8 protein-coding genes are annotated in these 8619 nt (G+C 64.4%); 6 read left to right on the top strand and 2 right to left on the bottom strand.

Going from position 1 to position 8619, the window contains the following annotated elements; all coding sequences use genetic code 11:
• The first annotated feature begins 16 nt into the window (after positions 1-16).
• The 4 genes from VLR48_RS15320 to VLR48_RS15305 all read left to right on the top strand — a co-directional run bounded on the left by VLR48_RS15320 (position 17) and on the right by VLR48_RS15305 (position 3966).
• Positions 17-619, top strand: a complete 603-nt coding sequence (locus VLR48_RS15320) for a thiol:disulfide interchange protein DsbA/DsbL (protein ID WP_325292627.1) — start codon at positions 17-19, stop codon at positions 617-619.
• A 71-nt stretch (positions 620-690) separates the two neighbouring features.
• Positions 691-3309, top strand: coding sequence for a PEP/pyruvate-binding domain-containing protein (locus tag VLR48_RS15315; protein ID WP_325292625.1), 2619 nt, complete (start codon positions 691-693; stop codon positions 3307-3309).
• A gap of 88 nt (positions 3310-3397) precedes the next feature.
• On the top strand, positions 3398-3634 hold the full coding sequence (locus VLR48_RS15310; RefSeq protein WP_325292624.1) for an AbrB/MazE/SpoVT family DNA-binding domain-containing protein: 237 nt from the start codon (positions 3398-3400) through the stop codon (positions 3632-3634).
• Positions 3628-3966, top strand: a complete 339-nt coding sequence (locus VLR48_RS15305; RefSeq protein ID WP_325292623.1) for a type II toxin-antitoxin system PemK/MazF family toxin — start codon at positions 3628-3630, stop codon at positions 3964-3966. Before VLR48_RS15310 ends, VLR48_RS15305 begins: the two co-directional genes overlap by 7 nt.
• A gap of 359 nt (positions 3967-4325) precedes the next feature.
• Here VLR48_RS15305 and gdhA read toward each other — a convergent pair whose 3' ends face one another.
• Complete coding sequence (gdhA, locus tag VLR48_RS15300; protein ID WP_325292622.1) at positions 4326-5675, bottom strand: NADP-specific glutamate dehydrogenase; 1350 nt, start codon at positions 5673-5675, stop codon at positions 4326-4328.
• A gap of 302 nt (positions 5676-5977) precedes the next feature.
• On the opposite strand from gdhA, the gene VLR48_RS15295 reads away from it, so the two are divergent.
• Positions 5978-6229: a type II toxin-antitoxin system prevent-host-death family antitoxin gene (locus tag VLR48_RS15295; RefSeq protein ID WP_325292626.1), complete on the top strand. Its 252-nt coding sequence runs from the start codon at positions 5978-5980 to the stop codon at positions 6227-6229.
• Complete coding sequence (locus tag VLR48_RS15290) at positions 6226-6480, top strand: Txe/YoeB family addiction module toxin (RefSeq protein WP_325292621.1); 255 nt, start codon at positions 6226-6228, stop codon at positions 6478-6480. The genes VLR48_RS15295 and VLR48_RS15290 overlap by 4 nt, the downstream gene beginning before the upstream one ends.
• 141 nt (positions 6481-6621) lie before the next feature.
• On the opposite strand, the gene VLR48_RS15285 is transcribed toward VLR48_RS15290, so the two are convergent.
• Complete coding sequence (locus VLR48_RS15285; RefSeq protein ID WP_325292620.1) at positions 6622-8496, bottom strand: Eco57I restriction-modification methylase domain-containing protein; 1875 nt, start codon at positions 8494-8496, stop codon at positions 6622-6624.
• Between the last annotated feature and the right edge of the window lie 123 nt (positions 8497-8619).

Genomic DNA, 8619 nt, shown 5'->3' with positions numbered 1-8619 from the left:
GACCAGGTCGGCGGCGATGCTCCCGCTACGCCCCGTCCTCGCCGCCGACCTGGTCGAGGGCCGCGACTGGCGCGCCGTCTCGCCGCCGCAGCCGAGCTCGGCACCCGACAAGATCGAGGTTCTCGAATTCTTCTCCTACGGCTGCCCGCACTGCATGGACCTCAACCCTGTCATCAAGCCTTGGGCCGCCCGGCTGCCGGAGGACGTCACCTTCCGCCAGGTTCCGGTGACCTTCGGCCGGGCCGCCTGGGCCAATCTCGCGCGACTCTTCTACGCGCTGGAGTACAGCGGCGACCTGGATCGACTCAACCAAGAAGTCTTCGAGGCGCTGCACAACGACCGCACCAAGCTCTTCACCGAGAAGGACGTCTTCGCATGGGTCGCGAGCAAGGGCGTGGATGTGGCGACCTTCGAGCCCTTGTTCAATTCGTTCGCGGTCGAGACCCAGATCAAGCGCGGCGACACCCTGGTCGAGCGTTATCGCGTCGATGCGGTGCCCATGATCACGGTCGGCGGGCGCTATGTAGTCGTCGGACAGCAGGCCAAGGGCTTCCCCGACATGCTCGCGATCGCCGACGACCTGATCCTGATGGCACGCGAGCAGACGGCCGCGAGTTGACCGAACCGACGACCTCGGCCGGACAGTGTCGCGAGGCAGAGTCGGCGCCACTGCCGACCGAGGTCGCGCCGATGCCGGACAACCCCGAGACCGCCGGCGCCGAGCACGTCTCCACCGGACTCGCCGGACTGGATCGCGTTCTCGACGGCCTGCGCATCGGCGACAACGTCGTCTGGCGCATCGACGACATCGAGGACTACCGCGGCTTCGTCGACCCCTTCGTCGCCCAAGCCGTCGCGGGTGAGCGCTCCATCATCTATCTGCGCTTCGGCCGCCATGCGCCCTTGGTCGCGCCCGGGCCGGGTATCAAGATCGTCTCGATCGACGCCCTGCGCGGCTTCGAGGCCTTCACCTGCCACGTCCACCGCCTGATCACGGACTACGGACGCGGCGCCTTCTACGTCTTCGACTGTCTCTCCGATCTGCTCTCGGCCTGGGCCACCGACCTGATGGTCGGCAATCTCTTCCAGGTCATCTGCCCTTATCTTTATCGGCTCGACACGGTCGCCTATTTCGGTCTGCTCTCGCGCAGTCACTGCTACACCACCATGGCACGCATCCGCGAGACCACGCAGGTCCTGATCGATGTGCGACGCGCCGAGAGCGGCTGCTACGTCCAGCCCGTCAAGGTCTGGCAGCGCCAATCACCGACCATGTTCCTGCCGCATATCCACGAGGGCGAGGCGTTTCGCCCCGTCATCGACAGCAGCGACGCGACCCGACTCCACGCGGACCTCGAACGCCGCAAGGGCGAGACCACGCAGCGACAGCTCGACTATTGGGATCGGCTCTTTCTCGATGCCGCCGAGGTGCTGAACCAAGACGCCGACGGCGAGCGACGCCGCGCGGTGCTCGAGCAGCTCTATCCGATCTTGATCAGCCGCGACGAGCGCATCATCGCACTCGCTCGCCGCTATCTCGGCCTGCAGGATCTCATCGAGATCCGCGCACGCATGATCGGCAGCGGCTACATCGGCGGCAAGGCGGTCGGGATGCTGCTGGCACGCCGCATCCTGTTGCAGGACGACCCCGAGCGCTGGGAACGCCATCTGGAGCCGCACGACTCGTTCTTTCTCGGCTCCGACGTCTATTACTCCTATCTGGTGCACAACGGCTGGTGGCCCAGGATCATGCGCCAGCGCACCGAGGCGGGGTATTTCAGCGAGGCCCAATCACTGCGCGAGGACATGCTGCGCGGAGAGCTTCCGGAAGAAGTCCGCTCGGAGCTCGAACGGATGCTCGACTATTTCGGGCAGTATCCGATCCTGGTGCGCTCGAGCAGCCTGCTCGAAGACGGCTTCGGCAACGCCTTTGCCGGGAAGTACGAGAGCCTTTTCCTGGTCAACCAAGGCTCGCCCGAGCAACGGCTCGCCCAGCTCGAAGAGGCCATCTGCCGCGTCTTCGCCAGCACTATGAGCGAGGACGCACTCACCTACCGACGTCAACGCGGGTTGGCCGACCTCGAAGAGCCCATGGCACTTCTGCTGCAACGCGTCTGCGGGCGCTATCACGGGCGCTGGTACTTCCCGGATGCCGCCGGTGTGGGCGTGTCGCGCAACACCTTCGTCTGGGAAGAGTCCATGGACCCGACCGCCGGCATGGTCCGTCTGGTCATGGGCCTGGGAACCCGTGCGGTCGACCGCATCGAAGGCGACCACGCCTGCGTGGTGGCCCTGGATCAACCCCACAAGCGCCCCTTCCGCGATCGCGACGACGCCGTGCGCTTCTCCCAACACGAGATCGACGTGCTCGACATCTCGGACAACCGCCTGCGCACGCTCGCCGTGAGACACCTGACGAGCGACCCGGAGCTGCCGCTGCGCTGGTGCGCCGAGCTCGACCGCGAGGCCACCCAGCGCGCACGCGAGCGCACGGGCGGCGACCCGGTCTGGCGACTCACCTTCACCCCGCTCCTGCGCGAGACCCCGTTCGTCGGACTCATGCAGCGTCTGCTCCAAACCCTGGAAGCCGCCTATGCCTACCCCGTCGACGTCGAATTCACACTGCATCTCGCCGCGGACGGCACCCCGTCCTTCAGTCTCGTCCAGTGCCGACCGCTGCAGACACTCGGCCTCAACCAACGTGTCGAGCTCCCGGGCGAGGTTCCGAGCCGGCGGCTCTTTTTCGCGACCGACGGCCATTTCATGGGCGGCAACATCGACCAGCCGATCGCACGCATCATCCATGTCGACGGCCCGCGCTACAGCGCCCTGACGACCGTGCAGAAGTTCGCCGTCGCTCGCTTGGTCGGACAGCTCAATCGCCGCATCTCCGATCGCGACGACTGCCCCACCCTGCTGATCGGACCCGGCCGCTGGGGCACCAGCTCACCCGAGCTCGGTGTGCCGATCCGCTTCGCCGATATCAGCCGCGTCGCCGTCATCGCCGAGGTCGCCGAGCTCGGCGACGGCATGGTGCCGGATCTGTCCTTCGGCTCGCACTTCTTCCAGGATCTCGTCGAGTCCCAGATCGCCTATGTCGCACTCTTCCCGCATCTCGGCGAGGCCAGCTACAACCCCGCCTGGCTGAGCGCCCTGCCGGCATCCACTCGACTCCCGCTCGATCTGGAAGACCCGCCGGACGACGCCGTCGCGGCCACCCTCACCTGGCTCGATGTGCGCGACGCCGGTCTGCGCGTCGTCGCGGATGTCTTGTGTCAGCGGTTGGTGTGTTATCAGGCGGCGGGGTGAGGGCCGAGCTCGGCGGAACGACCTTGCCTGTTGATCGTGGCGACCGATTGAGATGTACTAACCAAGTTATTACATCCAGGATCAGACCATGCGAACCACATTGAGAAAGATCGGGAATTCCCGAGGCGTACTGATCCCTGCCGCGCTCTTGACCGAGTGCGGCATCCGGGACGAGATCGAGCTGCGACTTGAAGGGACTCGGATCGTCATCGAGCCCGTCAGCCAGACTCGCGCGGGCTGGTTCGACGGCTATCGACCTGAAAACGATCCGGACGCCTGGGACGGACTGCCGCCCGACTCTGATTGCGGAGAGTGGGAATGGTGACGGACCCTGACCGGATCCGGGAACGGATCAGGCGTGGCGACGTTTATTGGGTCAATCTCGATCGATCGCTCGGTACAGAGATCAAGAAGACGCGGCCTGCCTTGGTCGTCTCGCCGGATGACATGAACGCCGCTCTGCCTCGGGTCATCGTCGCCCCCATCACCTCGAAAGGCCAGCCACTTGGATGCCGGCCGGAGCTCCTGTTCAACGGCAGACCCGCGCGCATCCTTCTCGACCAGATTCGTTGCGTGGACAAACGCCGACTTGCCGGAAAGCTGGGAGAGATCGATGTTGCAGTGTGGCAAGGGGTCTTGATTCAAATGCTGGAGTGATCGGCCGTCGTCATCACCGGTCGATGCACCCGGCAGGGCATGACCCTGAGCCAACAACCGGACAGGTTTGCCGGCATCGAGACCGACGAGATCTCGACCCGCGGTTGGCCCGAGCGCCCGCGCAAACAACACAGGCCGCCCGAGACGCTGTTTCGATCAAACTCGACTAAACCGCGTCCAGAGCAAGATGCTCACTTTCGCGTGAGCTCGGCGTTTGGCGCATCCATGTGGCCCTTAGCGGGGACGCGGTTTAGAATTGCATATTTTTTAATACCTTAAACCGCGCCAGCTCCGACAATGATTGGAGCCGGCGCGGCCAAGCCAATCCAACAAACGACGCATACCGCGCTGGGCGCGGTTTAGACCAACCCCAACGCCGCCATCGCGTGGCCGACCTTCAGGAAGCCGGCGATGTTCGCACCGACGACATAGTTGCCCTTCGAGTCGAACTCCTCGCTGGTCTCGTAGCAGTTGCGATGGATGTTCACCATGATCTCTTTCAGACGCTGCTCGGTGTACTCGAAGCTCCAGGAGTCGCGGCTGGCGTTCTGCTGCATCTCCAAGGCGCTGGTGGCCACGCCGCCGGCGTTGGCCGCCTTGCCGGGTCCGAAGGCAACGCCTGCGTCCATGAGGACGTGGATCCCTTCGGGTGTCGTGGGCATGTTGGCGCCTTCGGCGACTGCGATACATCCGTTCTTGACCAGGGTCTGGGCATCCTTCGCGGTCAGCTCGTTTTGGGTCGCGCAGGGCAGCGCCACCTGACAAGGCACGGTCCAGATGCAGCCGTTCTCGAGGTAGGTCGCGCTCGTCTTCTCCTGCACATAGGCGCTCAGACGACGACGTTCGACCTCCTTGATCTGCTTGAGCAGAGCCAGATCGATCCCGTCCTGGTCGACCACGACTCCGTTGGAGTCGGAGCAGGCGATCACGCGAGCACCGAGCGCCTGCGCCTTCTCGATCGCGTAGATGGCGACGTTGCCCGAGCCCGAGACCACACAGGTCTTGCCCTCGATCGAATCGCCGCGGACCTTGAGCATCTCCTCCAAGAAGAAGATGGCCCCGTAGCCCGTCGCCTCCGTGCGCGCGCGACTACCGCCCCAGTTCAGGCCCTTGCCGGTCAGGACGCCGGACTCGTAGCGGTTGGTGATGCGCTTGTACTGGCCGAAGAGATAGCCGATCTCGCGCCCGCCGACACCGATGTCGCCCGCCGGTACGTCGGTGTGCTCGCCGATGTGGCGGTAGAGCTCCGTCATGAGGCTCTGGCAAAAACGCATGATCTCGGCGTCCGACTTGCCCTTGGGGTCAAAGTCGCTGCCGCCCTTGCCGCCGCCGATCGGCAGACCGGTGAGCGCGTTCTTGAAGATCTGCTCGAAGCCGAGGAACTTGATAATCCCCAGATACACCGAGGGGTGGAACCGCATCCCGCCCTTGTAGGGACCGAGCGCGCTGTTGAACTCGACCCGAAAGGCGCGGTTGATCTGGATCTGGCCGCGGTCGTCCTGCCAAGGTACGCGGAAGATGATCTGACGCTCCGGCTCGCAGATGCGCTGAATGATCTTCTGCTCGGCCAGCTCGGGATATTTGACCAGCACAGGGCCGAGGGTCTCGAGCACCTCGCGCACCGCTTGGTGGAACTCGGTCTCGCCCGGATTGCGGCGCAACACATCCTGAAAAATCGGCTCCAGCTTCTCGTCGAGGCCTGCAACCATGGTGAATGTCTCCTAAACCGCTCCAGCAGGCCGATCGGCCGGCAGGCGGTTCAAATCAGTTATGGGGACACCGAGATCAAAGACGCCCTTATCGTGCGGCTCAGAAATCAAGCGTCTGTGAAGACCGGCTTGGCCGGTTTAACACGCCAAGGAAAGGCCGCGAGCAAAGCGCATCAGCCCCCGGGCGACCCGTAATCATGCCTGAGTCGGTGCGGGCGGCGCTAGGGTTGCGGTCTGCCGCGACATTGCGTCTCATGGCATCTCGTCGTACAGTGACCCGTACAGCATTGAGAGGCAATTTGATGAATACCATGACCTATACCGAGATCCGGCGCAGACTGGCCGAGACCATGGAACGGGTCTGCGACGACCACGCACCGATCATTGTCACCCGGAAAAACTCTCGCTCGGTGGTCATGATGTCGTTGGAAGACTTCGAGGCCCTCGAGGAAACGGCTTACCTCTTGCGCAGCCCAACCAATGCCCGCCGCCTCTTGGAATCGATTGCTGAGCTCGAAGCCGGTGGCGGAACCGAGCGAGCGCTCGCGGAATGAGGCTCGTCTTCTCCGAGCGGGCTTGGGAAGACTATCTGTACTGGCAAGGCGCCGATCGCAAGATGCTCCTTCGGATCAACAAGCTCATCGGTGACATCCAGCGTGCGCCCTTCGATGGATTGGGCAAACCCGAGCCGCTCAAGCACGGTCTGGCAGGCTACTGGTCGCGACGCATCAACGACGAGCACCGTCTGGTCTACAAGGTCGAGGAAAACGCCCTCCTCCTGGCACAACTGCGTTACCACTACTGACTCCGATCTCGGGTGACGCTTCGCCGACACGAGATCGGAGTCAGTAAATCTTCTTCGTCAATCCGCCGACCAAACCCACCACCGGTGCAATCGCGACACTGCCGAGCGATGTCAAGAGCGGCCTGTCGGGCGATTCGTCGGTCATCCGAACGGCATCCGCGGCGGTGCGGTGCGGCGGATGAGCGCGATGTCGTCGTCGCTCAACCGGTAGGCTTGATTCACCAGATCGGAGAGACGGCGTTCGAGGGTGCGGATCTCGGCGGCGCGCTGCTGCATGGGACCGGCGTAGCGGGCGTGGGTGTCGGTCAGCTCGCCGATCGCGGCGGGGGTCAACCGGGGCGCGCCCTTGGGGCGACGCTTGCGGACCTCGGCGGCGAAGGCGTCGCCGGTGAGGCGGGCGAAGTCTTCGAGCTGTTGGCCCGGTTTCTCGACGGCGAATTCGTGGCGCAGCCAGTTGAGCAGCTGGCCGGTTTGGTTGCGGGACTCGGCGGCTCGGGCGAGCAGCATGGCGACCTTGTCCTCGGTCTCGGCACGGATCTCCGGGGTGGGCTCGGCGATGGGGAGTGATGTCATGAAGGTCCCGAAGAGACGCAGCGCCTCGTCTTTGCCGTGCTGGGCGTTGCGCCAGAGATAAGCCCACATCAGCGGGGAGTTGAGAACGCCGAGCACGTAGAGGTCTGCGGTAGGCCAGACATAGCAGGTGTTCAGGAAATACATCGGCGATTCGGCAAAGGCGAATTGTGGCCGCCACGCGATGTCGGTGTGGATGATCTTCGGCGCGTCGAAGACATCGTAGTAATCGCAAGACCTCAACTCCCACCAATGCTGCCCCTTGTCTTGCCGGGCCACAAGTCGCTCCTGCATCTTCTTCATATGCCGATGCAGACTCGGGAACGTCTGCGCAAAGAGACGCTCGGCCGAATCGCCCGAGCGGCTCCAGGGCCAGGCGGGGTTCGCACTCGACGCCAACACGATCATCCAAAGCCCCTGCCAATCCGGCACCCAGCGTCCGATGTCCTGCCCGCGCAGATAGGGCTTGATGATCTCGGCGCAGGCGGGATCCTCGCGAATCAGGTCCGTGCGGGTCGCCTCGTCGATCAGGAAAGCCTCGTTGAGTCCGGTCAAGACGCCGCGATAGGGCTTGCACCCGACAAACTCGGCCAGCGGCACGCCGCGCTCGCGCAGCCGTCCCATCAGTGTCTCGACCTCGGGCGATTCCAGGCTCCAGGGGCCGGCATCGTACCGGCTCCAGGGCACCGGATAGGCATGCTCGTGGACATAGTGCTCGAGCGACAGCTCGGTGGAGCGGTCGCGCGGCACCGGGCAGACGCTCACCATCGGCGGCTCGGGTGGGTCCACTGCCGTCGGCGGCGCCACGTCCGCGCCATCGTCCGCCACCGGGTCCGATGGCGCGGATCTCGGCCGGACGACGATGATGCAGGGGAAGGTATCGGCGTCCTCGAAGATGGGTGCATGGCCGAAGTCGAGGATCTCCTCCAGGACGGCGCGCTCGCTGAAGAGACGTCGCAGCGGCTCGCCGTAGCCGGCGCGCAGCCATTTGTTGGTCACGATGTAGCTGAGGGTGCCGCGCGGTGCGAGCAGCTCCAGCCCGCGTTCATAGAAATAGACATAGAGATCGGCGACGCCGTGATAGCTGGCATAGCGCCGGGCGAGATAGGGCTTGAGCGGACCCAGCGCTTCCTGGCGCACATAAGGTGGATTGCCGATGACGACATCGAAGCCGCCCTGCGCGAAGACGGCCGGGAAGGCGGCACGCCAGTCGAAGGCGCGGCGATCGGCCGGGAGTGCGGCGAAGGCGTCGACAAGCGCCTGATCGGCCGGGGCGCCAGCCGGGAATTCGGGCGGCTCGACGAGCGAGTTGCCGCAGCGGATGTTGGCGTCGAGATTGTTGAGCGGCTTGTCGCGCCGGGCGGTCTTGAGCCAGAGACTCAGCTTGGTGATCTCGACCGATTCCGGATTGAGGTCGACCCCGAAGAGGTTGTTGTTGTCGCTCACTTTATTTCACCGGCCGATTCCCGAATTATTTCGCGCGGAATGCTCGCGGCTTTCCCGCACTGATCACCTCGGTGGCGCAGTGTCGGCAGGTGGATGAGTGCGAGGAGCCTGAGGAACGCGAAG

Origin of the sequence: Thiocapsa sp., from assembly GCF_035467215.1 — a bacterium.
In the GTDB taxonomy this organism is placed as follows: Bacteria; Pseudomonadota; Gammaproteobacteria; order Chromatiales; family Chromatiaceae; genus Thiocapsa.
Note: the sequence above shows the minus strand (reverse complement) of the source record. Positions and strands in the feature narration are given on the sequence as shown.

What these genes read in the sequence shown, in the direction of transcription:
- VLR48_RS15305 (WP_325292623.1), top strand. Translation starts at nt 3,628, where the DNA reads ATGGTGACGGACCCTGACCGGATCCGGGAACGGATCAGGCGTGGCGAC.
- VLR48_RS15290 (WP_325292621.1), top strand. Translation starts at nt 6,226, where the DNA reads ATGAGGCTCGTCTTCTCCGAGCGGGCTTGGGAAGACTATCTGTACTGG.
- VLR48_RS15320 (WP_325292627.1), top strand. Translation starts at nt 17, where the DNA reads ATGCTCCCGCTACGCCCCGTCCTCGCCGCCGACCTGGTCGAGGGCCGC.
- VLR48_RS15315 (WP_325292625.1), top strand. Translation starts at nt 691, where the DNA reads ATGCCGGACAACCCCGAGACCGCCGGCGCCGAGCACGTCTCCACCGGA.
- VLR48_RS15295 (WP_325292626.1), top strand. Translation starts at nt 5,978, where the DNA reads ATGAATACCATGACCTATACCGAGATCCGGCGCAGACTGGCCGAGACC.
- VLR48_RS15310 (WP_325292624.1), top strand. Translation starts at nt 3,398, where the DNA reads ATGCGAACCACATTGAGAAAGATCGGGAATTCCCGAGGCGTACTGATC.
- gdhA (WP_325292622.1), bottom strand. Translation starts at nt 5,675, where the DNA reads ATGGTTGCAGGCCTCGACGAGAAGCTGGAGCCGATTTTTCAGGATGTG.